This window comes from Lentzea fradiae, from assembly GCF_900100955.1.
GTDB classification, from domain to species: domain Bacteria; phylum Actinomycetota; class Actinomycetes; order Mycobacteriales; family Pseudonocardiaceae; genus Lentzea; species Lentzea fradiae.
The window spans coordinates 263451-287216 of record NZ_FNCC01000004.1 but is presented as its reverse complement, the minus strand read 5'-3'; the positions used below and the strand labels follow the sequence as shown (position 1 = coordinate 287216).

The following is a 23766-nucleotide window of genomic DNA, read 5'->3' as shown; positions in this document are numbered from 1 at the left end:
AGGCCATGCTGGTGACGCGCACGTAGTCCACGTGGCGGCGGCTGGTGAGCAGCATGGTCATGGTCACACACGCTAGTACGCCATCCGGCCTGATGGACACCCCGTCCACCAGATGAGAACGCTTAGGCTGATCGCATGCGCACAGCACTGGTCGGCTACGGCCTCGGAGGGGCGGCCTTCCACGCCCCGTTCATCGCGTCGACACCGGGCCTGGAGCTCTCGGCAGTGGTGACCGCGAACCCGAAGCGCCAGGCAGAGGTGGCGGCCCGCTACCCGCAGACCCGCCTGCTGTCCACACTGGACGAGATCTGGACCGGCTCCTACGACCTGGTCGTCATCACCACCCCGAACCGCTTCCACGCGACCCACGCCCGCCAGGTCCTCGAACACGGCCTGAACGTCGTGGTCGACAAGCCCTTCGCGGGCTCGGCGGCGGAGGCGAGGGCACTGGCCTCCATCGCCTCGTCGCGGGGCCTGCTCCTGGTCCCCTTCCACAACCGCCGCTGGGACGGCGACTTCCTGACCGTGCGCTCCCTCCTGGACACGAACGCACTCGGCAAAGTTCACCGGTTCGAGTCACGGTTCGAGCGCTACCGCCCGGAGATCAAGGCGTCCTGGAAGGAGTCCGGCGACCCGAAGGACCTCGGCAGCATCCTCTTCGACCTGGGCACCCACCTGATCGACCAGGCGATCACCCTCTTCGGCCGCCCGAAGTCGGTCCACGCCGAGATCGCCGCGGTCCGCCCCGCCGCCAAGGCCGACGACGACGTCTTCCTCGCCCTCACCCACGACAACGGCGTCCGCTCCCACCTCTGGATGAGCGCCATCGCGGCGGACCTCGGCCCCCGCTTCCGGGTGCTGGGCCACGACGCCGCCTACGTGAAGTACGGCATGGACCCCCAGGAGGAACGCCTCAGGGCGGGCGACACCCCCGCGACCCCCGGCTGGGGCGAGGAGCCGCAGGAGGCGTGGGGCACGCTGGGCGGCCGGCCGCACAGGACGGAACCAGGCGCCTACCAGGACTTCTACGCGGCGGTGGCCGCGGGGACGGCCCCGGTGCAGCCGCAGGACGCCGTGACCGGCCTGGAGGTCATCGAAGCGGCCAGGCAGTCCGCGGCGTCGGGGGACACGGTCGCCCTCTGACCGCGGAGGTCCTCACGGACGGACCAGCGGCGGGTACAGCGCCTGAGCGGGCCCCCGGCGGAACACCGCCGCGGGCCGCCCGCCGTCCCTGCCGGTCGTCTCGCCGGTGGGCACCAGCAGCCCTTCCACGCCGGTGACCTTGCGGTGGAAGTTCCTGGGGTCGAGCGGGACGCCCCAGACGATCTCGTAGACCCGCCTCAGCTCGGCCACGGTGAACTCGGGTCCGCAGAACTCCGCCGCCAGCGGCGTGTACTCGAGCTTGGCCCTGGCCCGCTCGACCCCGTCCCGCAGGATCCGCGAGTGGTCGAAGGCCAGCGCGGGCGCCTGGTCCACCGGCACCCACCGCGCCGCGGCGGCGTCGGTCCCCGCCACCGGCACCGGCAACCCGGCCGCCAGCGCCAGGTGGGCGACGGACACCACTCTCATCCGCGGGTCGCGGCGCGGTTCCCCGTACGTGGCGAGCTGCTCCAGGAACAGCCCCGACACCCCGGTCTCCTCCGCGAGCTCCCGGACGGCGGCGTCGGCGACTGACTCGGTGGCACGGACGAACCCGCCGGGCAGCGCCCACCGCCCTCGGTACGGCGCCTCCCCCCTGCGCACCAGCAACGCGCACAGCGCGTCGTCCCGCACGGTCAGCACCACCAGGTCGACCGTGACCGCGAAGGGAGGGAAGTCGCTTGGCGAGTACACGACCGCAGTATAGGGTTATCGTCAGATCGACGATAATTGAGGAGACGTCATGGCCGACATCCGCAGGTACCCGGGCCTCCGGCACTTCAGAGGAGCCCCCACCGTCCACATCAGACACGTCAGCAAGGGCGTGCTCGTGCACGAGGGCACCGGCCAGAGCTTCTGGTTCCGTCCCGCGACCGCGGTGCTGAGCGAGGTCCCGGTCGACGACCGCGAGCTGCCCATGCTCTTCCACGCGAGGACCGGCGACCACCAGGACGTGACGGTCCAGCTGACCGTCACCTACCGCTGCACCGACCCGGAGACGGCGACCAGCAGGATCGACTTCTCGATCGACCCCGACACCGGCGTGTGGCGCCAGGACCCGCTGAGCCAGATCGGCACCACCCTGACCGAGAGCACCCAGCAGCACGCGCTGAAGATCCTCGCCACCCTGGACCTGGAGACGGCGATCAGGACCGGCGTGGAACAGGTCAAGACGGCGGTGGCGGCCGGTCTCACGGCGGCCCACCTCGGCATGGAGGTCATCGACGTCCGCGTCGTCGCCATCCGCCCGGACGCAGACCTGGAGAAGGCGCTCCAGACCACCATCCGCGAACGGGTCCAGCAGGAGGCCGACAGGGCCACCTACGAGCGCAGGGCGATGGCCGTCGAACGCGAGCGGGCGATCGGCGAGAACGAGCTGCAGAACCAGATCGAGCTCGCGAAGCGCGAGGAGCAGCTGGTGGTGCAGCGCGGCGCGAACGCGCTGCGGCAGGCGGAGGACAACGCCAGGGCGGCGAAGGTCGCCACCGAGGCGAAGGCCGACGGCATCCGCAAGCTGGCCGAGGCGGAGGCGGCCGGTGAGAAGGCGCGGCTCGACGCGTACCGGGACACGCCGGAGGCGACCCTCCACGCGCTCGCGCTGAAGGAGCTGGCCGGCAACCTCCCGGAGATCGGCAGCATCACGCTGACGCCGGACCTCCTCCAGGCCGCGTTGCGGAGACTGGCCGGATGAGCCTCGCGCCGAGGATCGTCCTGGTGCACCGGCGCACCGAGCTGACCGACCTGCTGGCCAGGCACGGGACCCGCGGGCAGGTCGAGTTCTTCCTCCGCTCCCGCGACCGGACCCTGGACGAGGTGGTGGACCGCGACGAACGGGCCCGCCGCGCGCTCGCCGACGTCAGCGCCGCGATCCCGCTGGACTGGCGCCGCGGCGTGGTGGAGCGGGAGGACCTGTCGCGGTTCCTGTTCGCGCCGGAGGACGTCGTGGTCGTCGTCGGCCAGGACGGGCTGGTCGCGAACGTGGCCAAGTACCTGGACGGCCAGCCCGTGATCGGCATCAACCCGGACCGGGGCGTGCTCGCGACGCACGCGCCGTCCGACGCGGCCGAGCTGCTGCGCGCCACCGGTGACACCGAGGACCGCACGATGGTCGAGGCCAGGTCGGACGACGGCCAGACCCTCCTGGCGCTCAACGAGGTCTACGTCGGCCACCCGAGCCACCAGACCAGCCGCTACCGCGTCCGCGGCGAACGGCAGGCGTCCTCGGGAGTCCTCATCGGCACCGGCACGGGCGCGACGGGCTGGTGCGGGTCGATCCACCGGGAACGGGGAAGCGCGCTGACGCTGCCCGGCCCGGCCGAACGCAGGCTCGTCTGGTTCGTCCGGGAGGCGTGGCCCTCCCCCGGCACCGGCGTCGAGCACACCGAGGGCGAGATCACCACCGAGGACCTCCACCTCGACGTCGAGTCCGACGGCCTGGTGGCGTTCGGCGACGGCATCGAGAGCGACGCGCTGCGCCTGGGCTGGGGCCAGCGGCTGAGCGTGGGGCTCGCCGCCCGCCGGCTGCGCCTCGTGCGCTGAGCCGGCCCGCCCGTTTCCGCCTGGTGGAGGGATTGACACTGCGCAATGGCCCGGTCACCCTACGTCCGACGGCCCTACTTTCCAGTAACGAGGTAGCAATGACGCGCCGAGTGACTGTGGTGTCCCTGCTGACGGCCATGATCGCCACCCTCCTGGCTCCCCATGCCAGCGCCGCCCCGAACTACCGCAACTACGTCTCGCTGGGCGACTCGTTCGTCTCCGGACCGTTCATCCCCCACCAGCGGCTGGACCCGCTGAGCTGCTTCAAGTCCACCCAGAACTACCCGTCCGTCCTGGCGGGGAAGCTGGGCATCGCGAACTTCACCGACATCTCCTGCGGTGGCGCCCAGACCAAGGACATGGCGGGTGTGCAGAGCGGCGTCCCCGGCCAGTCCGTGGCGCAGTTCTCCGCGCTGAAGGCCGACACCGACCTCGTCACGATCTCCATCGGTGGCAACGACATCGGCTTCTCCGACATCATCCTGACGTGCGCGGGCAAGAGCGTGCTCGACCCGCTCGGCGCTCCCTGCAAGGCGAACTACGGCGACTCGCTCGCGCAGCGCGTCGCGGCCACCGCGCCGAAGGTCGCCGCCGTGCTCGCGGGCATCAAGCAGCGGTCGCCCAACGCCAAGATCGTCGTGGTCGGCTACCTCCGCATCCTGCCGCCGTCGGGCGGCTGCTGGCCGGTCGTGCCGATCTCCCGCGGCGACGTGCCGTACCTCGACGGGGTGGAACGGCAGCTCAACGCGATGCTGGCCGCGCAGGCGCAGGCGGCCGGTGCCACGTTCGTGAACCCGTACGACATCAGCCTGGGCCGTGACACGTGCGCGGCGCCGTGGGACAAGTGGGTCGAGGGCATCATCCCGACGAGCCTCGCGTTCCCGGTGCACCCGAACGCGAAGGGCATGGCGGCGGTGGGCAACCAGGTCGCCGCGGCGCTCGCCGGGACGGCGTCCGCGAAGGTCTAGTTGCACGAACGATCGCGGTGTACACGATCCGGTGTTACCGCCGAGTTGGTTGGAGTCGCGGGTCCTCGCCGCGCCACAGTGGTGGCATGGCAAGGACCCGGCTTCTTTTTGCCTCTCTCGCACTCGTCGCGCCGCTCCTCACCGCGGCGACGGCCCAGGCGGGCCCGCTCGTACCACTCCTCCCGGCCACCGGCCTGGTGCTGTCGCTGGAACCGGAGATGGGCGGCGCCCGCACCACCCAGCTCAACTGCCACCCCACCGGCGGCCCGCACAAGCACGCGCGGCAGGCGTGCGACGCGCTCACGCCCGTCGAGGGCGACTTCCGCGAGCTGGAGCCGACGGCCGACGCGATGTGCACGATGGAGCTGAACCCGACGAAGGCGACGTTGCGCGGCAAGTGGCGCGACAAGCGGATCGACTTCCAGCAGGTGTACTCGAACCCGTGCGTCGTGCGCGCGTCCACCGGCAAGGTCTTCGACTTCTGACCCCGCGACCGCGCGTCAGGTGTTCCGGCGCACCGCCGTCGTGCCGGAACACGGCCGCGTTCTCAGCCGGACCTGCCTAGGCTGCGGTCCATGGGGGACTTCTTCGTCTACACGATCGGCTTCCCGGTCACGTTCGTGCTGCTCGTGCTGGGCATGGCCCTGGCGGCACGCCGCATCCTCGGCCTGCGCGTCGGTCTCGTCCGCACCGCGCTGGCGTGCCTGCTCGCGATGTCCATCGCGTCGGGCATCTTCGGCGAGACGAACGCGTCGCCGACGACATCGCTCGCGACCATCCAACTGGGACTGTCGCTGCTCGTCGTCATCGGGCTGCTGGCGTTCGCCGAGATCATCGTGCCGACCGGCTCGATCCCGCCGCCCACCGAGTGGTGGGGCCTGCTGCGGCGCCGGGTCGCCCGCACCCGCCGGTACTCGCGGATCACCGCGATCGCGTTCCGTCACGGCCTCGGCCCCTATCTGCGCGGCCGGGAGCGGTCGGGCACGGACCTGGCGCGGTCTCTGCGTCTCGCGTTGCAGGACGCGGGCGTCACGTTCGTGAAGCTCGGCCAGGTGCTGTCCACCCGCGCCGACCTGCTGCCGGAGGACTTCGTCGACGAGCTGAGCCTGTTGCAGGACAAGGTTCCGCCCGCGCGGTGGGACGAGGTCCGCGCGGTGCTCGACGCCGAGGTGGGGCCGGACGCGTTCCGCGAGGTCGACCCCGAACCGCTGGCCGCGGCCTCGATCGCGCAGGTGCACCGGGCGGTGCTGGCGTCGGGCGCCGAGGTCGTCGTGAAGGTGCAACGGCCGGACGTGCGGGCGGTGGCCGAGGGCGACCTGGACATCGTGTCGCGGCTCGCGGAGACGTTGCAGCGCACCCGGTGGGGTTCGGCGCTGGGCGTGCGGGACCTGGCCGCCGGGTTCGCGGCGGCGTTGCGCGAGGAGCTGGACTTCCGGGTCGAGGCACGCAACATCGCCGCCGTGGCGGCGGTCGCGGACGACTCGGTCGCACTGCCGCGGGTCCACCTGTCGACGTCGCGCGTGCTCGTCATGGACCGGCTCGACGGCGTGCCCGTGCGCGGCACCGCCGAGGACGAGGGGCTCGCGCGGACGTTGCTGCGGTTCGTGCTCCGCCAGGTGATGCTCGACGGCGTCTTCCACGCCGACCCGCACCCCGGCAACGTCCTGCTGATGGCCGACGGACGCCTCGGGCTGCTCGACTTCGGCTCGGTCGGGCGGATCGACGCCGGCCTGCGCTCGGCGTTGCGGCGGCTGCTGCTCGCCATCGACCGCGGCGACCCCGCCGGGCTCACCGACGCGCTGCTGGAGCTGACCGCGCGGCCGGAGGAGATCGACGAGCAGCGGCTGGAACGCGCGCTCGGCCAGTTCATGGCCCGGCACCTCGGCGCGGGGATGCGGCCGGACGTCGAGATGTTCGGCGACCTGTTCGCACTGGTGTCGCGGTTCGGGCTGAACGTCCCGCCGGAGGTCGCGGCGGTGTTCCGGGCGCTGGCGACGCTGGAGGGCACCCTCGCCGTGCTGTCACCGGGCTTCAACATCGTGGTGGAGGCGCGCGCCTTCGCGGCCGAACAGATCACCGAGCGCCTGTCGCCCGAGTCCGTGCAGCGCACGATGGCCGAGGAGCTCCAGGCCGCGCTGCCGATGCTGCGCAGGCTGCCGCGCCGGATCGACCGCATCACCGGAGCCGTGGAGCAGGGCAGGCTGAGCCTGTCGATGAGGCTGTTCGCGGACGAACGCGACAGGTCGTTCGTCACCGGCCTGCTGCACCAGGTGATGCTGACCGTCCTCGGTGCGACCGCGGGCCTGATGGCGGTGCTGCTGCTCGGCTCCTCCGGCGGGCCGCAGGTGGTGCCGGACATCGGCCTCTACCAGGTGTTCGGCTACAACCTGCTGATCGTCAGCGTCCTGCTCGGCCTGCGGGTGGTCGTCGCGGTCTTCCGGCCACGCGCCTGAGACGCCGACGAGGTCCGGCCTGCCGAGAATCCGCTGCGCGGCGGGCTGCCGCCGGTGCACACGGACCAGCATCCGGTGGCCGAGGAACGGCACTGGATCGTCACCCGTCCGCGCCTTCTCGACGGAACCTGCGCCACTGGCGGATTGTCCGTCGCATCGACGTGGGCGACCATCACCCGATGAGTTATGAGACGGGCGTCCGGTGGAAGTGGATCCCGGCCGTCGTGCTCGGCTTCGTGCTGCTGAGCTGGATCGTGTTCGAGGCGCTCGACCTGATCGACTTCGAAGGCGTCGTGACCTGGGTGCGCGGGATCGACCCCGCGTGGGCGGCGGTGGCGATCTTCGCCCTGCTGGTCGTCGACATCTTCCTGCCGGTGCCGTCGACGCCGCTCATCGTGCTGGCGGGAACGGCGCTGGGCCTTCCCCTCGGGCTGGCGCTGGCGGTCGTCGGGTCCCTGGGTTCCTCCGCCGCGGGCTACGCCCTGGGCAGGTTCGCGGGTCCCGCCCTGGTGCGCCGGGTCGTCACCATGGAGGAGATGGCCGAGATGCGGCGGTGGGGCCGTCAGTTCGGGCCGTGGTTCTTCGGCGTGGCGCGCGGAATCCCGATGATGGCGGAAACGGTGTCGGTGTCCGCGGGGGTTTCGCGGGTGCCGTTCCGGAGTTTCATGTCGTTCACGCTCCTCGGCACCATCCCGATCTGCGCCGCCTACGTGTTCGCGGGATCGAAGGCCGACACCGTGGAACAGATCGTGATGATCAGCGCAATCGGTTTTCTCCTCACCGTCGGGCTCTTCTACCTCTTGCGGCGCCTGGTGAAGACGGCGTAATTCGCTGGCGCGGTGTGGTTGTATGAATGTGCGCCCGGTGCGCAGCGGAGGGTTACTTCGGTGTCCACTCAGGTTCAACTCCTGGGACCGGCTCAGGCCGGTCGTGCTCACTCCGGTGAGCAGTCACCTTCCGCGACTTGAACTCGGGCGCCCCACAACTCCACCTCCGCCGGAGATAAAACCGCTGGCGCGGCGTGGTTGTATGGAAATCGCACCCGGTGCGAAGCCGGCGGTTACTTCGATCCGTAATCAGAACACCGCCGGCGAACCGATCTCGGGAGCGCACAACTTCACACGTGTCCGGTGCGAAGCAGAGGGTTACTTCCACTTTTAATGGGCGGGACGTGGGTTCGAATCCCACCGGCCATCCGGTCGTAGCTCAGTCAGGCAGAGCAGCAACGTACCTTCCGCGCTCTGATCTCGGACACGTGTGGAGTTCGTGGGCTCCCCTTTCTTTTGCTTCGAGGGGGAAGAGCCGATGGCGAAGTTCAACGTCTTCCGCGCACGCCCGGCGGGCACCAGCCCGGTCGCCACGGCGGCGCGTCCGGCCGGCCGCACCCACGAGGGCGGCGACGGGTACGCCCGCGACACGAAGTCCGAGCTGTTCCTGCTCGCCGTGTCGAACATGGGCGGCGAGGACACCTTCTACGAGTCCGGGACCAGCCGCGACAACCGCTTCGCCCAGCTCGTGCACGCCGCAGCGCTCGCGGACCCCGAGTGGACCGCGCGCCTGCTCCAGTGGCTGCGCACCGAGGCGAACATGCGCACCGCGTCGCTCGTCGGCGCGGCCGAGTTCGTGCTCGCCCGCCTCGTGGAGTCCGCGGACGCGGGCGTCACCAACCGCGCGGTCATCGCCTCGGTGCTCCAGCGCGCGGACGAGCCCGGTGAGCTGCTCGCCTACTGGACGAGCCAGAACGGCCGGCGCGTGCCGAAGCCGGTCAAGCGCGGCATCGCCGACGCCGTCCGGCGCCTGTACGACGAGCGCGCCGTCCTCAAGTGGGACAGCGACGCCCGTGGCTTCCGGATGGCCGACGTGCTGAACCTCACCCACCCCTCGCCGGCCGCCCCGTGGCAGGGCGCGCTGTTCCAGCACGTGCTGGACCGGCGCCGTTCCGCCGACGCACCGGTGCCGGACGGCCTGTCCGTGATCGCGGCCCGCCGCGAGCTCATGGCGTGGCCGGTCGAGCAGCGCCGTGCGCTCTTCTCGCGTCCCGACGCGGCCGACGTGCTGCGGCGGGCCGGGATGACGTGGGAGTCGGTGGCCGGGTGGCTGCAGGGCCCGCTCACCAAGGACGTGTGGGAGGCGCTGGCGCCGTCGATGGGCTACATGGCGCTGCTGCGCAACCTCAGGAACTTCGACGAGGCGGGCATGTCCGACGAGGTCGCGGCCACCGTCGCGGCACGGCTGGCCGACCCCGGCCAGGTGGCGCGCTCGCGGCAGCTGCCGTTCCGGTTCCTGTCCGCCTACGAGGCGGCGCCGAGCCTGCGCTGGGGCCACGCCCTGGACCAGGCGCTGCGGGCGTCGCTCGGCAACCTGCCCACGCTGCCGGGCCGGTCGCTCGTGCTCGTCGACACCTCGGCGTCGATGACGGGCACGCCGGTGTCGGCGCGGTCGAAGGTCACCCCGGCGAAGGCCGCGGCGGTCTTCGGCGTGGCGCTGGCGGCGAAGGGCGAGCAGGTCGACCTCGTCGGGTTCGCGGACCGCACGTTCCGGCACGAGGTGCCGCGCGGGGCGTCGGTCGTCCGCGAGGTCGACCGGTTCCTGAAGCGGATCGGCGAGGTCGGGCACGGCACCGACATCATCGGGTCGCTCAAGCGCTCCTACGGGCGTCACGACCGCGTGTTCGTCATCTCGGACATGCAGACGATGTCGGGCGCGTACGGGCAGGGCGTCTCCGACGTCGTGCCGCGGCACGTGCCGATCTACGGGTTCAACCTGGGCGGCTACCGGATGGGCGCGTACGCGACCGGGAAGGCGAACCGGCACGAGTTCGGTGGCCTGACCGACGCGACGTTCCGGGCGATCCCGCTGCTCGAAGCCGGCCGCGACGCCGACTGGCCGTTCTGACTGTGTGAGGGCTCTCCGACGTGGAGGGCCCTCACACTCGTGCTGTGACCAGCTATCGTGCCGGTGTGGAGTACAACGTGTTCGCGAGGGCGTGCCCGTCACGTCCCTTGCTGGAGCACGTCACCGGCCGGTGGGGCGGCCTGACGCTGGGCGCGCTCGTGGACGGCCCGCTGCGGTTCAACGAGCTGCGCAGGCGCGTCGACGGGATCAGCGAGAAGATGCTGTCCCAGACGTTGCAGGCGTTGGAACGCGACGGGCTGGTGCACCGCGACGCGCAACCCACCACCCCGCCGCGGGTCGACTACAGCCTCACACCGCTCGGCCGGGAGACGGCCGAGCGGCTGCTCGCGTTGATCCACCTCCTGATGGAGCGGATGCCCGAGGTGGAGGCGGCGCAGCGGGCGTACGACGCCCGCTGAGGCTCAGCACTCGATGACGTTCACGGCGAGTCCGCCGCGGGCCGTCTCCTTGTACTTGACCGACATGTCCTTGCCCGTGTCGCGCATGGTCTTGATGACCTTGTCGAGCGACACGAAGTGCGAGCCGTCGCCACGCAAAGCCATGCGCACGGCCGTGATCGCCTTGATGGACGCGACGGCGTTGCGTTCGATGCACGGGATCTGCACCAGGCCGCCGATCGGGTCGCAGGTGAGGCCGAGGTTGTGCTCCATCGCGATCTCGGCCGCGTTCTCGACCTGTTCCGGCGTGCCGCCGAGGACCTCGGCGAGGCCGCCCGCCGCCATCGAGCAGGCGGAGCCGACCTCGCCCTGGCAGCCGACCTCGGCGCCGGAGATCGAGGCGTTCTCCTTGAACAGCACGCCGATCGCGCCCGCCGTGAGCAGGAACCGGATCACGCCGTCGTCGTTCGCGCCCGGCACGAACCGCGTGTAGTAGTGCAGGACGGCGGGAACGATGCCGGCGGCGCCGTTGGTCGGCGCGGTGACCACCCGGCCGCCCGCGGCGTTCTCCTCGTTGACGGCGAGGGCGAAGAGCGTGACCCAGTCCATGACGCGCAGCGGGTCGGTGGCGAAGTGCTCACCCTCCAGCCTCTTGCGCATCTCGGCGGCGCGGCGGCGGACCTTGAGGCCGCCGGGCAACACGCCCTGCTCGGTGCAGCCGCGTTCGACGCACTCCTGCATGACGTGCCAGATGTGCAGCAGGCCCTGGCGCACCTCGTCCTCGGTCCGCCAGGCCAGCTCGTTGGCCATCATGATCTCGCTGATGGACAGGCCGGTCTCGCGGCAGCGGGCGAGCAGCTCGTCGCCGGTCAGGAACGGGTGCGGCAGCGACGTGGTGTCGGGCTTGATCCGGTCGGTGCCGGAGGCGTTCTCGTCGACGACGAACCCGCCGCCGATCGAGTAGTAGACGGCGTGCTCGACGGACTCGCCGCCGCGGAACGCCTCGAAGCTCATCCCGTTGGGGTGCAACGGGAGCGACTTGCGGCGGTGCATGACGAGGTCGCGGTCGTGCGCGAAGGCGATCTCGTGGCGGCCGCCGAGCCGCAGCCGTCCGCTCGTGATGATCTCCTCGACGCGGACGGCCGCGGCCGCCGGGTCGACCTCCTCCGGCAGGTTGCCCTCCAGGCCGAGGAAGACGGCCTTGGGGCTGCCGTGGCCGTGCCCGGTCGCGCCGAGCGAGCCGAACAGCTCGACGTGCACGCGGTCCACTTCGGACGCGCGCTCGCCGAGCTTGCCGACGAACATCGCCGCCGCCCGCATCGGGCCGACCGTGTGGGAGCTGGACGGCCCGATGCCGACGGAGAAGAGGTCGAAAACGCTGATCGCCATTGATCAGTCCTTCGTGGTGCGGCGGTGGGGCGGGAGCATCTCAGTCGGACTTGGTGAGCTCGGCGTACTTGGCCGCGGTGAGCAGGTTCTCCGCCGACTCGACGCGGACCCTGAACAGCCAGCCGTCGCCGTACGGGTCGTCGTTGATGAGCGACGGGTCGTCGGCGGCGGCGGTGTTGACCTCGATCACCTCGCCGGTGACGGGCGAGTACAGGTCGCTGACGGACTTGGTGGACTCGAGCTCACCGCACACCGCGTTCGTGACGACCTTCGCCCCGACCTCCGGCAGCTGGACGAAGACGATGTCCCCGAGCGCGTCGGCGGCGTACTCGGTGATCCCGCAGGTCAACGGGTCCTGGGTACCCGGAGTCCAGTCGACCCACTCGTGTTCGGCGGTGTAGAGAAGGTTCTCGGGGAACTGCACGGCGACTCCTCTGTGCGGTGACGGTCAGGGGACACTTGCGCCCCCTCCGCCGTGCAGAGTTGCCTACCCCGGGCGGTCTTGCTGCCTGAGAGTGTGCGGGAGCTTGCCCCTTCGGCGCCCCGACCGCTGTGCGTCGAGGTCTCTCCCACCCGGGTTGTGGCGCTGTGCGCGCCGCGGCCGTTGTTCAGTTCTCGGGCGCACGCTATGTGGGGCCACGGCCGGGTGTCAACGCGGGCGAGGTCGAGTCACACGCGGCCGGGACGCGAGTGGCTTCGTCCTGACTGAACAACCCCGAGGGTGCCGGATAGTGCGACCAGCACAGTGACATGACCTTCCCCCTGCCCCACATTGTGAGATGTCGGCCACCGAACGGAGGAGTCATCGTGCGGATCGCAGTTCCTCGCGAGATCAAGAACCACGAGTACCGCGTCGCGCTCACCCCTGCCGGTGCGCACGAGCTGACCAGCCGCGGGCACGACGTGTTCGTCGAGCAGGGCGCCGGTCTGGGCTCCGCGATCACCGACGAGGAGTACCTCGCCGCCGGTGCGAAGGTCCTCGCGACCGCCGACGACGTGTGGGCGGAGGGCGACCTGGTCCTCAAGGTCAAGGAGCCGATCGCCGAGGAGTACCCGCGGCTGCGCTCCGGCCAGACCCTCTTCACCTACCTGCACCTCGCCGCCGACAAGCCGCTGACCGAGGCGCTGCTCGCGTCCGGCACCACCGCCATCGCCTACGAGACGGTCCAGCTGCCGAACCGCGCGCTGCCGCTGCTCGCCCCGATGTCCGAGGTCGCGGGCAGGCTGGCCCCGCAGGTCGGCGCGTTCTCGCTGATGAAGCCCTCCGGCGGCCGCGGCGTGCTGCCCGGCGGCGTCCCCGGTGTCGCCCCGGCCCGCGTGGTCGTCATCGGCGGTGGCGTGGCGGGCCTCAACGCCGCGACGATCGCCGTGGGCATGGGCGCGGACGTGCAGATCCTCGACACCAACGTCGACCGCCTGCGCCAGATCGACGCCCAGTTCCAGGGCCGCCTGCGCACGCTCGCCTCCACCGCGTTCTCCGTCGAGCAGGCCGTCCGCGAGGCTGACCTGGTCATCGGCGCCGTGCTGGTGCCGGGCGCCGCGGCCCCGAAGCTCGTCTCGAACGCGCTCGTCGCCCAGATGAAGCCGGGTTCGGTGCTCGTCGACATCGCGATCGACCAGGGCGGCTGCTTCGAGGACTCGCGTCCCACCACGCACGCCGAGCCGACCTACGAGGTGCACGACACGGTGTTCTACTGCGTGGCGAACATGCCGGGCGCCGTCCCGCGCACCTCGACCTACGCGCTGACCAACGTGACGCTGCCCTACGCCGTGGCGCTGGCCGACAAGGGCTGGGAGCAGGCGCTGAAGGACGACCGTTCGTTGGCCCTCGGCCTGAACGTCCACGCCGGACAGCTGACCAACGGCCCGGTGGCCGAGGCGACCGGCCTCGCGCACACACCGCTGGAGTCCGTGATCTAGAAGCCACCTGAATGAATGAGGCCCCCGCACGCGAGCAACGCTGCGGGGGTTTCGGCTACCTGAGGGTCGCGACCCGCGCCTTGACGCCCTCGATCACGCAGTCGAGTCCGAAGTCGAACTGGCTCTCCAGCGACCAGATCTCCTGCTCGTCCAGCATCTTGACGTAGTTCGGGTGCTTCTCCCGGTACAGGTCGGCGAGCTTGCCGAGGTCCGGCGGCGGGCCGTCCATGCCGCCGCTGCCGATGAAGTTCACCTCGGCCATCACGTACCCGGTGACGTAGCTGGCCACCGTGGAGATGGACTGCGCCGCCACGGACATCTCCAGGCCCGCCCGCAGCATCGGCTCGAACATCGAGTCGGCGTACGCCACCGCGTTCGGGCCGATGGTGTTGTACTCACCGATGGTCTTGACCCACCACGGGTGCCGGTGGGCGATGGCGCGGAACGCGTGCATGGTGCCGCGCACCGCCGTCTCCCAGTCCGTCTCTGGGTCCGGCAGCTCGAACTCGCCGAAGACCTCGTCGAGGCAGAGCTCGATCAGCGCGTCCTTCGTCGGGACGTGCCAGTAGAGCGACATGGGCGCCGCGCCCAGCTCCGCGGCGAGCTTGCGCATGGACAGCTTCTGCAGGCCGTGCTGGTCCAGCACCTCCAGCGCCTTGCGGACGATCGCCGCCCGGCTCAGGCCGAGGGGCTGACCGCCACCGGGCCTGGGTTTGCTGAACCACACGCTCTCCACATCAGCGATCCTAGGCGTCACGCCGGAGCAAGACGCTGGCCACGACACCTCCCAGGAACACGGCGACCGCACCGATCATCAGGCTGGCGCTCATGCCGTCGGAGAACGCGTCGCGCACCGCGGTGACGTCCGCGCCGCTGTGCAGCGCCTCGCTCAACGACCGTCCCGGCACGCCGTCCGGCAGTGACGCCACGAACCGCGCCGACAGCAGTGCCCCGAGCACGGCGATGCCGAACGACGAGCCCAGCTCCGTCAGCGTCCCCGACAGCCCGGAGGCGATGCCGGCGCGTTCCGGCGGGATCGAGCCCATCAACGCGTTGACCGCGACCGGTTGGGACACACCGACTCCGACGCCGATGAGGACCAGCCCGGCGAGCGTCGGCGGGTAGGTCGTGCCGATCGACAGCAGCGCCACACCGGCCGCGACGATCGTCATGCCGAGCAGCATCGCCCTGCCCGTGCCGAGCCTGACCACGAGCTGTCCCAAGGTGTTGCTGGTGATGAGCAACGCGACCGCCATCGGCGCCACGCGCACACCGGCCTCCAGCGGGCTGTAGCCGAGCACGCCCTGGAGGTGCTGCGTCAGCAGGAAGAGCGAGCCCGCCATGCCGAACGCGGCGAGCACGCCGGAGGCGACCGCGCCGGTGAACCGGCGGTTGCGGAAGAACCCGAGGTCGAGCATCGGCTCGGCGGTGTGCCGCTCCCACAACGCGAACCCGGTCATCGCCACGAGACCGAGCGCGACCGGCACGCCGAACTCGGCCGAGCCGAACCCGTGCTCCGGCACCTCGATCACGGCGTACACGAGCGACACCATGCCGATGATCGACAGGATCGAGCCGACCACGTCGGGCCTGCGCACGGCCGGGTCCTTGGACTCCGGCACGAGCGTCGCGACGGCCGCGACGGCGAGGACCGCCACCGGCACGTTGATCAGGAACACCGAGCCCCACCAGAAGTGCTTGATCAGCGCACCGCCGATCACCGGCCCGGCCGCGAAACCGAGGCTCGTCACGGCGGCCCAGATGCCGATGGCCTTGGGGCGTTCCCGGTCGTCGAACAGCTGCATCAGCACGGCGAGCGTGCCCGGCATCAGCACGGCGGCGCCGACGCCCATGAACCCGCGTGCCGCGATCAGCGCCTCCGACGAGGTCGCGTAGGCGGCCGCGGCACTGCCCGCGCCGAACAGGACCAGCCCGGCCAGCAGCGCCTTCTTGCGACCGAACCTGTCGCTCAGCGCACCGGTCGTGAGCAGCAGGCCCGCCAGCGCGAGCGAGTAGGCGTTGATCATCCACTGGATGTCGGCGGTGCCGGCGCCCAGACCGGTGGAGATCGACGGGATCGCCACGTTCAGGACGGTGTTGTCCAGCACCACGACCATCACGGACAGGCACAGCACGCCGAGCACGGCCCAGCGCTGCGGGTGCGGGCGCACCCCGACCTCCTCGGTCGTCGAAGTCATGTCGTCCCCCTTACGGTGTACGAGCAACTTACAGCGTACGAGAGGCGCGGGCGCAACAGGTTTTGACGCAGGGGCAGGCGCGTTGACAGCCGGAGACGGCCGGAGGATGGATCACGAGACGCGGCCGAAAAGGGCCAGGAACTTAAAGGGCGGCCGCGCTCAACCAGCCTGGGGGTCACTGGGAGCGGGGCCGCCGAGACCAAATATAGCGGGCTTGCCCGGGGCGCGCCCAGCCGCCCCGCCCAAACGCGACGGAAAAGTTTCCCCGACTGGACCACTGCCCGTGCGGGACTCGTCCAGCAAACGAGTGAAATCCCGGCCTTCCGGTGCGGCGAGCAGGGGCGACGGCCGATGAAGAGGAGTCGGGCGTCCCTTGATAGGAGATTCCATGGCTGAACCACAGGGATGGATCCACTGCCACGACCCGTTCGGTCGGGACAGATCCATGACCGTGCTGGTGGAGAACGACCGGGTGCTGCTGGTCACGCCACCGGGCGAGACGGCTGTGATGTCGGCCACCCAGACCCGCCGGCTGGGCTCGCTGCTCGACCAGGCCACGGCGAAGATGTGATGGACGAGACCCTGCGTGACGCGGTGCTGCACCGCCTGGCACTGCTGGACGAGGCGGCCGAACAGGGCGAGGCGGAGGCGCTGGTCCCGCTCGCCCGCGCGGAGATCCACCGGCTCGCGGACGGCTGGCGGCTGCTGCTGACCGTGCACCAGCCCGACGAGGACAGCCGTTGCAAGGTGTGTCCCGGCTGGTTGCGGCGGCGCAGGTGGCCGTGCCAGGTGTGGAACATGGCGCACCAGCACCTGATCGGCGAAGGGATGACGCACCGCGAACGGCGGCGGCCGTTGCGCAACCCGTTCACCCGGTCGGGCATCGTCGACCTCCCGGTGGAACCGCCGCGCGAGGCGGTCTCGGAGATGACCACCGAACTGCCGGTCCTGCGCGGCGCACCACCAGGGGTGCACCGGGCGCCGGTCGTGTCCCGGCCGAAGCACGCCTTGCCGGACTGACCTTTCAGGCAGGATGGGCCGCATGCATGACGGCAGCGGCCTCATCGCGGTCCAGAACCTGACCAAGCAGTTCGGTCCGGTGACCGCGGTGCAGAACCTGAGCTTCACCGTGTCACCCGGCAGCGTGACGGGCTTCCTCGGCCCGAACGGCGCCGGCAAGACGACGACCCTGCGGATGCTGCTGGGTCTGGTGAAACCCACGAGCGGCACGGCGACGATCAACGGGCGACCGTTCCACCAGCTCGGCCAGCCCGGCCGCGTGGTGGGGGCGGTGCTGGAGGCGCAGGGGTTCCACCCCGCCCGCACGGCCCGCAACCACCTGCGCGTGTACGCGTCGGCCATCGGCGTGCCCGATGCGCAGGCCGACCAGGTCATCGGCCTGGTCGGCCTCGGCAGCGCCGCCGACCGCAAGGTGGGCGGTTTCTCCCTGGGCATGAAGCAGCGGCTGGCGCTCGCCACGGCGCTGCTCGGCGACCCGCAGGTGCTCGTGCTCGACGAGCCGGCGAACGGCCTCGACCCCGAGGGCATCGCGTGGCTGCGCACGTTCCTGCAGTCGTACGCGCGTATGGGGCGCACGGTGCTGATCTCCAGCCACCTGCTGGCCGAGGTGGAGCAGACCGTCGACCAGGTCGTGATCATCTCGCGCGGGCAGACGATGTTCTACGGGCCGTTGCAGCAGCTGCGGCAGTCGCAGCAGAAGCGCGTCCTCGTGCAGCCGTCGGACCTCAACGCGCTCGCGACCGCGCTGCGCGCCGAGGGAGTGCAGGCGATCGAACAGCTGCCCGACGGCAGGCTCGCCGTGTCCGGTGTGGAGTCCAAGCAGGTCGCGGACACCGCGTTGAAGGCGGGTGTGTCGATCTACGGCATCCAGGAGGAGCAGGTCGACCTCGAACGGTTGTTCTTCCAGCTCACCAGTGGCCAGTACGCCGGCTACGCACCGGCGCCGTATCAGCAGCAGCAACAGCAGGGTGGTTGGCACTGATGGGCAACCTCGTAGGGGCGGAGCTCCGCAAGACCACGACGACCGGCCTGTGGTGGGGTCTGCTGATCCCGACCGCGGTGCTGGCGCTCGGCTGGGGCCTCGCGACCGGGATGCTGGGGCAGTTCTTCGTGGACTTCGCGTCGTCCGGCGACGTCGACGAGGTGTCGGACTTCCTGGGCGTCACGCCGGACCAGTGGAAGGTGTCGCTGTTCGGCATGGCGCGGGCGATCAACGTCTCGACGATCTTCCCGATGGTCTTCGGCGCGATGGCGATCTCGAGCGAGATCAGCAGGCGGACGATCACGACGACGTTCCTGACGGCGCCGTCGCGGATGCACGCCCTGCTGGCGAAGATGCTGGTCTACGTGCTGTGGGGCGCGATCTACGGCCTCGCGATCATGCTGTTCCTCGGCGTCGGCGTGGCGCTCACCAGCTCGCCGGGGCAGCTGCCGGACGCCGGTGGCTGGGCGATGCTCACGCTGGTCTGCGTGCTGTCGTCGATCCTCATGACGATGTTCGGCGTCGGCGTCGGCGCGCTGATCCCGAACGTGGCGGGGGCGGTCGTGCTCCTGCTGCTGTACTTCCTGGTGATCGAGAACGTGCTGCACGGCGTGCTCGCGTACCTGGAGGTGCCCGCGGTCATCGGGTTCCTGCCCAACGGGTCGATCAACGGGCTCACCGGGTCGGTCTCGGTCGACCTGTTCCTGTCGGCGGCCGGTGTCGTGCCGCCGGAGATCGAGGACGTGCTGCGGGCCATCGCCGGTGCTTCCGGGGCGCAGGACTGGTGGCTGTCCGGGATCGTGTTCCTGCTCTGGTCCGGGGTCGTCTTCGCGGGCGGCTGGGCCGTCACGCAGGCGAAGGACATCACCTGACCTGCGACGACTGACGTCACGATTTTATGTCGGACCCCGACCGTACTGTGGGTCCCGTGACGAAGGGCTGGATCCGCCGACTGACCGCAGCGTGCTGGCAGCACCCCCGACTGGTGGTGCTGTCGGTCCTCGCCGCGGTCGTCGGCGTGGGTCTCCAGGCGGCGGGGCCGTTGCTGCTCAAGACCGCCGTCGACGACTCCACCGAGGGCCGCACCGACCGGCTGTGGCCGCTGATGGTCGCGCTGATCGTGCTGGAGCTGCTCACGTTCGGGTCGGCGTTCCTGCGCCGCTACCTGGGCGGGCGGCTGGCGCTGGGCGTGCAGCACGACCTGCGGCTGGGCGTGTTCTCGGCGGTGCAGCGGCTCGACGGCGCCAAGCAGGACGAGATGCGCACCGGCCAGATCGTGTCGCGGTCGATCACCGACCTGCAGCTCGTGCAGTCGTTGCTGATGATGGCGCCGCTGGCGGTCGGCACCGTCGTGTTCGCGCTGGCCGCGCTCGCCGCGATGATCTACCTGTCGGTGCCGTTGACGATCATCGCGGTGATCGTGCTGCCGCTGGTGGCGTGGCTCGCCGGGCGCACCAGGCTCACGCTGTTCCCGGCCACCTGGTCGGCGCAGCAGCGGGCAGCCGACCTGGCCCAGCACGTCGAGGAGACCGTCACCGGCGTGCGCGTGGTGAAGGGCTTCGGGCAGGAGGCGCGGGAGGTCGCGCGGCTGGAGAAGCACGCCCGCTCGCTCTTCGCGGAACGGATGCGGACGGCCCGGCTGTCGTCGAAGCCCCTCGCGACCGTGACGGCGCTGCCGCTGCTCGGGCAGGTCGCGGTGCTGGGCCTGGGCGGCTGGCTGGCGTTGCACGGGCAGGTCACGCTCGGCACGTTCCTCGCGTTCACGACGTACGTGGCGAACCTGGTGGGACCGACGCGGCTGCTGTCGAGCCTGATGGTGTCCGCCCAGCTCGCCCGCGCCGGGGTGGAGCGGGTGTACGAGCTGATCGACTCGCAGCCGGACGTGACGGACGGGCCGGGTGAGGTGCCGTCCGGGCCGCTCGCGGTGTCGTTCTCGGGCGTGACGTTCGGCTACGCGCGCAGCGAGCCGGTGCTGCGCGACTTCTCGGTCTCGGTGGAGCCCGGCGAGACGCTGGCGCTGGTCGGCACCGCGGGGTCCGGCAAGTCGACGGTGTCGTTGCTGCTGCCCCGCTTCTACGACGTGCACTCCGGTGCCGTGCGGATCGGTGGCGCGGACGTGCGGACGTTGCGGCTGGAGTCGTTGCGCGGCGCGGTGGGCGTGGTGTTCGAGGAGGCGTTCCTGTTCTCCGACACCGTGTTCGCGAACATCGCGTACGGCCGTCCTGACGCGTCTCGCGAGGAGGTGGAGCGCGCCGCGAAGGCCGCGGAGGCCCACGACTTCATCGAGGCGCTGCAAGACGGCTACGACACGGTGGTCGGCGAACGCGGGCTGACGCTGTCGGGTGGTCAGCGCCAGCGCGTGGCCCTCGCCCGTGCCCTGCTGTCCGACCCGCGCGTGCTGGTGCTGGACGACGCGACGTCCGCGGTGGACAACGCGACCGAGGCCGCGATCCACGCGACGCTCGCCTCGGTGACGGCGAACCGCACGACGCTGCTGATCGCCCACCGGCGTTCGACGCTCTCGCTGGCCGACCGGATCGCCGTGCTCGACGCGGGCCGGGTGGTCGACGTCGGCACGCACGAGGAGCTCACGGAGCGCTGCGCGCTGTACCGCGACCTGCTGGCGGGTCCCGGTGAGGCGATCGAGTCGGCCCGGCCCGCGCGGACCGGTGAGCTGTGGCCGCAGGTGTCGCAGGAAGACCTCGACCAGCGCCTGATCGACGAGGCCAAGACGTCGTCGCCCGCCGCGTCCGGCCGCCGCGGTGCCGGTGGGGGCGGTGGTGCGGGCGGCGGCATGGCGGCGCTGGCCGGTGGCCCGCCGACCCCGGAACTGCTGGCCCAGGTCCGCAAACTACCTCCCGCGACGGAGGAACCGGTCCTGCACGGCGAGGACCCGCGCGCCCCCGACCCCGGCTTCCGGCTGGCCCGCCTGCTGCGCCCGGTCCGCTGGGCCCTGGCGGGCGTGGCGGCCCTCGTGGTGCTGGACGCGCTGGTCGGCATGGGCCTGCCCGCCCTGGTGCGCCTGGGCGTGGACGGCGGCGTCACGACGGGCACCCAGTCGTCGTTGTGGCTGGCCGTCGGCCTCGGCGTGGCCCTGGTCGCCATCGGCTGGCTGACGACGGCGAGCAGCACCGTCTACGCCGCCCGCCTGGGCGAGCGCCTGCTGTACCTGCTGCGCGTGCGCAGCTACTCGCACCTGCAACGCCTCGGCCTCGATTACTACGAGCGCGAGATGGCCGGCCGCATCATGACGAGGATGACGACGGACGTCGACGCCCTGTCGACGTTCCTGCAGACCGGCCTGGTCACCGCCGTGATCAGCCTGGTCACGGTCGTCGGCATCACCGCGGCCCTGGTCGTCACCGACGCGTCGCTGGCGCTGATCGCCCTGTCGGTGCTGCCGGTCCTGGTGGCCGCGACTGTCGTGTTCCAGCGTCTGTCCTCCACCGCCTACGCGGAGGCCCGCGAGCGGGTCAGCGCGGTGAACGCCGACCTCCAGGAGAACGTCTCCGGCCTGCGCGTCTCCCAGGCGTACACCAGGGAACGCCGCTCGGCGGAAGCCTTCGCCGAACGCAGCGACGCCTACCGCCGCTCCCGTCTGCGCGCGCAGCGCTACATCGCCACGTACTTCCCGTTCGTGGCGATGCTGTCGGGCGTGGCCCAGGCCGTCGTGCTGGCCGTGGGCGCGCACCGCGTCGCCACCGGCACCCTCACACCGGGCGTCCTGCTGGCGTTCCTGCTGTACCTGGGCCTGTTCTTCAGCCCGATCCAGCAGCTCTCCGGCGTCTTCGACGGCTACCAGCAGGCCCGTGTGGGCCTGCGCCGCATCGGCGACCTGCTCCGCACCCCGACCAGCGTCGAACCCCCGGCCACCCCCGTCCCGGTCCCGGAGCGCCTGCGCGGTGAGGTGCGCCTGACCGGCGTCTCGTTCACCTACCGGGGAGCGGACGAACCGGCCCTCTCCGACGTGACCCTGCACGTCCGGCCGGGCGAGACGGTGGCACTGGTCGGCGAGACCGGCGCGGGCAAGTCGACCCTGGTCAAGCTGATCGCCCGCTTCTACGACGCCACCACCGGCACCGTCGAGGTCGACGGCGTGGACGTCCGCGAGTACGACCTGCCCGCCTACCGCCAACGCCTCGGCGTGGTCCCGCAGGAAGCCCACCTGTTCGGCGGCGACGTGGCCGGCAACGTCGCCTACGGCCGTCCCTCGGCGACCGAGAAGGACGTCCAGCAGGCCGTGGAGGCTGTTGGGGCCCTTCCGATGGTCGCCGGCCTGCCTCACGGGTTCCGCCAGGCCGTCGGCGAGCGGGGTGGCAACCTTTCTGCTGGTCAGCGGCAGTTGGTGGCCCTTGCTCGGGCTGAGCTGGTGCAGCCGGACGTGCTCTTGCTGGACGAGGCCACTGCCGCTTTGGATCCGGCTACCGAGTCCGCGGTGCTGGCCGCCAGTGATCATTTGGCTGGGGCCCGGACGACCTTCGTGGTCGCTCATCGGCTGGCTACCGCGGCTCGGGCTGATCGGATCGTCGTTTTGGCTGGTGGGCGGGTTGTTGAGCTTGGTAGCCATGAGGAGTTGCTGTCGTTGGACGGGGTTTATGCGCGGTTGTGGCGGCATGGGAGCGGTGCTTCGTAGCTGGGATTGACGCGGCTCCCCCGCTGGGGCCGGGATTGTTCAACGCCGTGGCGGGTCTGAGGGCGCGTCTCCTGTAGCCGGTGCCCTCCAGATCGCCGTGCCGCCCCGCTCCGCATGCCTCCCGTCTCCCGCGCTTCCCGCCCTTTCCACCCCTCCGCGCCTCGTCTTCTGGCTCCTCCGGCGTGCCTTCCTCCGCTCACCCGCAGCCCGCCCATCTCGACGCCCCGCCCTGAGGCCGCGACCCGAGACCCGCGCCACGATCCCTCGTCCGGGCCCCTGCCTGTGACGTACAAACCAACCCCAGGTCAGCGCGTCCAGGAGGTTCCGAGTGCCCCGCCCGAAAGTCCTCTACGTCACCGACCTCGCCTACCCGGCCAGGGGGCGGCGCTACTGCGACGAGGACATCTACCTGACGGCCCGGCTGCGGGAGACGTTCGACCTGGCTCTCTGCCACCCCGTCCAGGCCGCGGAGCTGATGGACGGGTTCGACACCGTGGTCGTGCGCAACAGTGGGCCGGTGATCGACTACCCGGAGGCGTACCGGGAGTTTCGCGAGCGGGCCGCCGCCACCGGGCAGCGTGTCTACAACCCGCTCACCGGCAAGGGCGACATGGCGGGCAAGCAGTACCTCGTCGACCTCACGGCTCAGGGGTTTCCGGTCATCCCCACCGTGGACGACCTGGCGGACCTCGATCGTCTTCCGGTGGTGGCCGAGTACGTCGTCAAGCCGAAGGCCGGGGCCGACTCGCACGGGCTGGAGTTCGTGCGGCGTGAGCATTTGACGCGAAAAGAAGAAAACGTGCTCATCCAGCCGAAGATCGATTTTCGGTACGAGGTGTCGTTCTACTTCGTGGACCGTGAGTTCCACTACGCCCTCAACGCGCCAGATCCGGCTCGGCGCTGGGAACTCGCGATGTACGAACCTGATGGTGCCGATCTGAAATTCGCGGCGCGGTTCGTCGAGTGGAACGACCTCGGGTACGGGATCCAGCGCGTTGACGCGTGCCGCACTCGGGACGGCGAACTGTTGCTGGTCGAGCTGGAGGACCTGAACCCGTACCTGTCGCTGGACCGGACGTCCGGTGAGACCAGGGAGAAGTTCGTGCGGGCGATGGCTCGTTCCGTCCTCGGGTCGCTCGGTGAGGACTGACGCGGGGCAAGATCGACCCGCGGACCGGGGATCTTGTACTTATCGTGAACTGATCACCGTGCGTGGTGCGTATGTCTCTCAA

At 70.8% G+C, this 23766-nt stretch carries 21 protein-coding genes, 1 tRNA gene and 1 riboswitch; of the genes, 17 read left to right on the top strand and 5 right to left on the bottom strand.

Annotated features, from left to right (window positions below):
* Positions 1-135 precede the first annotated feature (135 nt).
* The gene (locus BLT23_RS11150) at positions 136-1143 is read left to right on the top strand and encodes a Gfo/Idh/MocA family oxidoreductase (RefSeq protein ID WP_090048212.1); all 1008 of its coding nucleotides are present in this window, start codon (positions 136-138) and stop codon (positions 1141-1143) included.
* A 12-nt stretch (positions 1144-1155) separates the two neighbouring features.
* Here the strand turns inward: BLT23_RS11150 and BLT23_RS11145 are convergent, their stop codons facing one another.
* Complete coding sequence (locus tag BLT23_RS11145) at positions 1156-1833, bottom strand: NUDIX hydrolase (RefSeq protein ID WP_090048211.1); 678 nt, start codon at positions 1831-1833, stop codon at positions 1156-1158.
* Positions 1834-1882: 49 nt separating this feature from the next.
* Between BLT23_RS11145 and BLT23_RS11140 the strand changes: the two genes are divergently transcribed.
* The 9 genes from BLT23_RS11140 (at position 1883) to BLT23_RS11105 (ending at position 10413) form a co-directional block, all read left to right on the top strand.
* Positions 1883-2830 carry an SPFH domain-containing protein gene (locus BLT23_RS11140; RefSeq protein ID WP_090048210.1) on the top strand — a complete coding sequence of 316 codons (948 nt, stop codon included), beginning with the start codon at positions 1883-1885 and terminating at the stop codon, positions 2828-2830.
* Positions 2827-3678: an NAD(+)/NADH kinase gene (locus BLT23_RS11135; protein WP_090048209.1), complete on the top strand. Its 852-nt coding sequence runs from the start codon at positions 2827-2829 to the stop codon at positions 3676-3678. The genes BLT23_RS11140 and BLT23_RS11135 overlap by 4 nt, the downstream gene beginning before the upstream one ends.
* 98 nt (positions 3679-3776) lie before the next feature.
* Positions 3777-4646, top strand: a complete 870-nt coding sequence (locus BLT23_RS11130) for an SGNH/GDSL hydrolase family protein (protein ID WP_090048208.1) — start codon at positions 3777-3779, stop codon at positions 4644-4646.
* 86 nt (positions 4647-4732) lie between these two features.
* On the top strand, positions 4733-5131 hold the full coding sequence (locus tag BLT23_RS11125; protein WP_090048207.1) for an SSI family serine proteinase inhibitor: 399 nt from the start codon (positions 4733-4735) through the stop codon (positions 5129-5131).
* 90 nt (positions 5132-5221) lie between these two features.
* The gene (locus BLT23_RS11120; protein ID WP_090048206.1) at positions 5222-7099 is read left to right on the top strand and encodes an ABC1 kinase family protein; all 1878 of its coding nucleotides are present in this window, start codon (positions 5222-5224) and stop codon (positions 7097-7099) included.
* Between the two features lie 179 nt (positions 7100-7278).
* Positions 7279-7926 carry a TVP38/TMEM64 family protein gene (locus BLT23_RS11115; RefSeq protein ID WP_090048205.1) on the top strand — a complete coding sequence of 216 codons (648 nt, stop codon included), beginning with the start codon at positions 7279-7281 and terminating at the stop codon, positions 7924-7926.
* Between the two features lie 298 nt (positions 7927-8224).
* Positions 8225-8293, top strand: a tRNA-Ser gene (locus BLT23_RS40660).
* 111 nt (positions 8294-8404) lie between these two features.
* A complete protein-coding gene (locus BLT23_RS11110) occupies positions 8405-9994 on the top strand; it encodes a TROVE domain-containing protein (RefSeq protein ID WP_090048204.1) in 1590 nt (529 codons plus the stop codon).
* 44 nt (positions 9995-10038) lie between these two features.
* Positions 10039-10413 carry a winged helix-turn-helix transcriptional regulator gene (locus tag BLT23_RS11105; protein WP_090048203.1) on the top strand — a complete coding sequence of 125 codons (375 nt, stop codon included), beginning with the start codon at positions 10039-10041 and terminating at the stop codon, positions 10411-10413.
* 3 nt (positions 10414-10416) lie between these two features.
* On the opposite strand, the gene BLT23_RS11100 is transcribed toward BLT23_RS11105, so the two are convergent.
* Both BLT23_RS11100 and gcvH read right to left on the bottom strand, forming a co-directional pair.
* A complete protein-coding gene (locus BLT23_RS11100; protein ID WP_090048202.1) occupies positions 10417-11781 on the bottom strand; it encodes an L-serine ammonia-lyase in 1365 nt (454 codons plus the stop codon).
* Between the two features lie 40 nt (positions 11782-11821).
* Complete coding sequence (gene gcvH, locus BLT23_RS11095; protein ID WP_090048201.1) at positions 11822-12205, bottom strand: glycine cleavage system protein GcvH; 384 nt, start codon at positions 12203-12205, stop codon at positions 11822-11824.
* A 63-nt stretch (positions 12206-12268) separates the two neighbouring features.
* A riboswitch (glycine riboswitch) is annotated at positions 12269-12363 on the bottom strand.
* Positions 12364-12588: 225 nt separating this feature from the next.
* On the opposite strand from gcvH, the gene ald reads away from it, so the two are divergent.
* Positions 12589-13701, top strand: a complete 1113-nt coding sequence (ald, locus tag BLT23_RS11090; RefSeq protein ID WP_090048200.1) for an alanine dehydrogenase — start codon at positions 12589-12591, stop codon at positions 13699-13701.
* A gap of 55 nt (positions 13702-13756) precedes the next feature.
* Here the strand turns inward: ald and BLT23_RS39970 are convergent, their stop codons facing one another.
* Together BLT23_RS39970 and BLT23_RS11075 are read right to left on the bottom strand one after the other, a co-directional pair.
* Positions 13757-14437, bottom strand: coding sequence for a TetR/AcrR family transcriptional regulator (locus BLT23_RS39970; RefSeq protein ID WP_176946688.1), 681 nt, complete (start codon positions 14435-14437; stop codon positions 13757-13759).
* Positions 14438-14447: 10 nt separating this feature from the next.
* Positions 14448-15899: an MFS transporter gene (locus tag BLT23_RS11075; protein ID WP_090048198.1), complete on the bottom strand. Its 1452-nt coding sequence runs from the start codon at positions 15897-15899 to the stop codon at positions 14448-14450.
* A 445-nt stretch (positions 15900-16344) separates the two neighbouring features.
* On the opposite strand from BLT23_RS11075, the gene BLT23_RS42020 reads away from it, so the two are divergent.
* From BLT23_RS42020 to BLT23_RS11045, 6 genes are all read left to right on the top strand, one after another.
* Positions 16345-16470: a hypothetical protein gene (locus BLT23_RS42020; RefSeq protein ID WP_281248831.1), complete on the top strand. Its 126-nt coding sequence runs from the start codon at positions 16345-16347 to the stop codon at positions 16468-16470.
* Complete coding sequence (locus BLT23_RS11065) at positions 16470-16919, top strand: hypothetical protein (protein WP_245743892.1); 450 nt, start codon at positions 16470-16472, stop codon at positions 16917-16919. The genes BLT23_RS42020 and BLT23_RS11065 overlap by 1 nt, the downstream gene beginning before the upstream one ends.
* 22 nt (positions 16920-16941) lie before the next feature.
* Positions 16942-17901, top strand: a complete 960-nt coding sequence (locus BLT23_RS11060; protein ID WP_090048197.1) for an ABC transporter ATP-binding protein — start codon at positions 16942-16944, stop codon at positions 17899-17901.
* Positions 17901-18773: a hypothetical protein gene (locus tag BLT23_RS11055; RefSeq protein ID WP_090048196.1), complete on the top strand. Its 873-nt coding sequence runs from the start codon at positions 17901-17903 to the stop codon at positions 18771-18773. Before BLT23_RS11060 ends, BLT23_RS11055 begins: the two co-directional genes overlap by 1 nt.
* A 26-nt stretch (positions 18774-18799) precedes the next feature.
* Complete coding sequence (locus tag BLT23_RS11050; protein ID WP_090048195.1) at positions 18800-22534, top strand: ABC transporter ATP-binding protein; 3735 nt, start codon at positions 18800-18802, stop codon at positions 22532-22534.
* A 328-nt stretch (positions 22535-22862) separates the two neighbouring features.
* Positions 22863-23684 (top strand): ATP-grasp domain-containing protein, encoded by an 822-nt coding sequence (locus BLT23_RS11045; protein ID WP_090048194.1) that lies wholly within the window; start codon positions 22863-22865, stop codon positions 23682-23684.
* Positions 23685-23766: the final 82 nt, after the last annotated feature.

What these genes read in the sequence shown, in the direction of transcription:
- BLT23_RS11150 (WP_090048212.1), top strand. Translation starts at nt 136, where the DNA reads ATGCGCACAGCACTGGTCGGCTACGGCCTCGGAGGGGCGGCCTTCCAC.
- BLT23_RS11140 (WP_090048210.1), top strand. Translation starts at nt 1,883, where the DNA reads ATGGCCGACATCCGCAGGTACCCGGGCCTCCGGCACTTCAGAGGAGCC.
- BLT23_RS11135 (WP_090048209.1), top strand. Translation starts at nt 2,827, where the DNA reads ATGAGCCTCGCGCCGAGGATCGTCCTGGTGCACCGGCGCACCGAGCTG.
- BLT23_RS11130 (WP_090048208.1), top strand. Translation starts at nt 3,777, where the DNA reads ATGACGCGCCGAGTGACTGTGGTGTCCCTGCTGACGGCCATGATCGCC.
- BLT23_RS11125 (WP_090048207.1), top strand. Translation starts at nt 4,733, where the DNA reads ATGGCAAGGACCCGGCTTCTTTTTGCCTCTCTCGCACTCGTCGCGCCG.
- BLT23_RS11120 (WP_090048206.1), top strand. Translation starts at nt 5,222, where the DNA reads ATGGGGGACTTCTTCGTCTACACGATCGGCTTCCCGGTCACGTTCGTG.
- BLT23_RS11115 (WP_090048205.1), top strand. Translation starts at nt 7,279, where the DNA reads ATGAGTTATGAGACGGGCGTCCGGTGGAAGTGGATCCCGGCCGTCGTG.
- BLT23_RS11110 (WP_090048204.1), top strand. Translation starts at nt 8,405, where the DNA reads ATGGCGAAGTTCAACGTCTTCCGCGCACGCCCGGCGGGCACCAGCCCG.
- BLT23_RS11100 (WP_090048202.1), bottom strand. Translation starts at nt 11,781, where the DNA reads ATGGCGATCAGCGTTTTCGACCTCTTCTCCGTCGGCATCGGGCCGTCC.
- BLT23_RS11075 (WP_090048198.1), bottom strand. Translation starts at nt 15,899, where the DNA reads ATGACTTCGACGACCGAGGAGGTCGGGGTGCGCCCGCACCCGCAGCGC.
- BLT23_RS42020 (WP_281248831.1), top strand. Translation starts at nt 16,345, where the DNA reads ATGACCGTGCTGGTGGAGAACGACCGGGTGCTGCTGGTCACGCCACCG.
- BLT23_RS11065 (WP_245743892.1), top strand. Translation starts at nt 16,470, where the DNA reads ATGGACGAGACCCTGCGTGACGCGGTGCTGCACCGCCTGGCACTGCTG.
- BLT23_RS11060 (WP_090048197.1), top strand. Translation starts at nt 16,942, where the DNA reads ATGCATGACGGCAGCGGCCTCATCGCGGTCCAGAACCTGACCAAGCAG.
- BLT23_RS11055 (WP_090048196.1), top strand. Translation starts at nt 17,901, where the DNA reads ATGGGCAACCTCGTAGGGGCGGAGCTCCGCAAGACCACGACGACCGGC.
- BLT23_RS11050 (WP_090048195.1), top strand. Translation starts at nt 18,800, where the DNA reads ATGTCGGACCCCGACCGTACTGTGGGTCCCGTGACGAAGGGCTGGATC.